The sequence below is a fragment of the Aminobacter sp. P4_D5 genome (assembly GCF_056401815.1).
Genome location: NZ_JBFUIP010000338.1, coordinates 1 through 1,997, shown reverse-complemented (window position 1 = coordinate 1,997; position 1,997 = coordinate 1). Strand labels below are relative to the sequence as shown.

Genomic DNA, 1,997 nt, shown 5'->3' with positions numbered 1-1,997 from the left:
GCGTTAGAGCGTCCTTGTGTTTCCATCCGGATGCACGGCGCTGCTAGGAGCAATCGACATTCATCGATCGGGCGTGGCGCGAGCCGGATTTCTGCTCCGAGGAGGCGAAAAGCCCTTGTGGTGGTCGACACCACGGCCCACCCGCATGGCGCCATATTCGCCAATTGCAGGGTTGGCATAGCGAGACAAGGCGATGACGCCAGCATGTTCACTTTCGACCATCTTGGCCGCGGGGGCTTTTGCGTTTGGGGAATTGGGAAAAGGCTCGCGGTGACTGCTGTCAGGCTGAAGGCCTTGGCAGGAGGCCTCGGATTTCACCAAGCAGGGTCCGTACGGCATCGTATCGCATGGCTTCATGTGACCACAGCCTATCGAAGTCGGCCGCTCCGTTCTCCACATCAATGCTCAATCGCCCTGTGGAATCAGGGCATTGTGAAGGAGACAGCTGGTATCGCTTGCAACCTCAATCCATGATTGTGCAGGGCGGACGCAACCAAGGAGGAAGCGCCATGCATGGAGCGTTCGAACGAGTTATGAGTTCCCGTCCACGTCTCCGTCGGAAAGACGTCCCCTATTATCTGGCGGAAAAGCACGGGATCGATATCGCCGTCGCTACTTTGAACAAGCTCGCGACCATTGGGGGTGGGCCTGAAATGCAGTATGCGGGCCGCATACCGCTCTATCACGTGGACGCGCTCGACGCTTGGGCTGCGGTAAAGCTATCGGCGCCGGTGAGATCGACGTCGGAAAGATCGGCAAAGCGTGCCGATTGAGGTCTGGCCGGCGGGGGCCTTTTTGTCGTTTCAGACGTGCTGGTGAGGGGGTATGATTCGACTTGAGCTTTTCGTGTCTGGAAAGCTCGTAAAGCCGTTCATTTCCAATGATTTGCTAGAGCGAGTCCACTTAACCCCCCGCTGCCGAACGGTGGCGGGGCTTTTTCTGCGTTTTGGGGTTCATTTAGCGGTGATTGGCTATCGCTGACTACTTGCGCTCGAAGATAATAGTCGCACCGTCCTTTACCCAGGCTTGAACACTGGTCCCCGGCTCAGAGAATTCAAGATGCACGGTACCGGGCTTGTTGTCGGTGGCGGTCAACCCGAACTCTGGTCGGTCGTGGTCGAAAAATTCGCGGAGATCGTGATTCAGTTGAAATCTGGCTAGCGTGAGATGTTGATCGTCGRCCGTAGGGGCGTTGCCAAGCTCCACCGCTAGATCAATGTCAGGATGGGAGAATACGCTACCCTTGCTGCGGCGGGTGCCTGAGTGTCGCGAGCCGTATATCCAGGCTCGCGAAACAAGCGCCGATGCGTCCAGAAATGCGAGTACTCCACAAAACTCCAACTCCGTCAGATGTAGCCCCAGCGCGCTAGGGTTTGCTGGCGGAAGTTCCCCATCAATGCGCACTCTTGCCTCTTTCATGTCGCGTGGAGTTGCCGAGTGTGAGCGAAAACCTTCGGAAATCAAGCGAGGCATTGGCCCGATGCACGAGTGACCATGTTGCGTTCCATGTCGCGTCAGGTGGCCGAGGTGAGCCAAAAACCCCGGGAATCAGCCATAGTCAGTTGCAACATGATGCGACAGAGTCAGGCGCGGGTCTGGGGGTGCTGAGTTTTAAGCCGTTGGTTTTATTGAAGAAAGAGTTGGCTGGGGAACCTGGATTCGAACCAGGACTAACGGAGTCAGAGTCCGTGGGTCTACCGTTAACCTATTCCCCAGCAGGGCCGACTTTTGGTTCGGCCGCGGACGCTGTCTCGACAACGCCGCCGGTGCGCGCCTTGTAGCCACCGCCGGGAAATAGTCAACCCTGTTCGGTGCTGCAATTTCAGTTTTCAGGCTTCGCCTTGCTTGTCGCCGCGTCCGAATTGCGAATGCTCGAAGGCAAGCACTGCGATGATGCCCAAGATGAGCGGGATGATGAGGTAGAAAAGGCGGAAGACCAGAAGGGCGGCCAGGACCGCTGCAGGATCCATTTCCGAAAGGCCGGTGAGAAAGACCAC

The 1,997-nt window shown here is 57.2% G+C and carries 1 tRNA gene and 1 pseudogene; both read right to left on the bottom strand.

The features are described from left to right. Positions 1–1,641: 1,641 nt before the first annotated feature. Positions 1,642–1,715: transfer RNA gene (locus tag AC1DWF_RS31625), tRNA-Gln, on the bottom strand. A 114-nt stretch (positions 1,716–1,829) separates the two neighbouring features. Further along, positions 1,830–1,997, bottom strand: a pseudogene (locus AC1DWF_RS31620) (UPF0104 family protein); the annotation flags it as partial.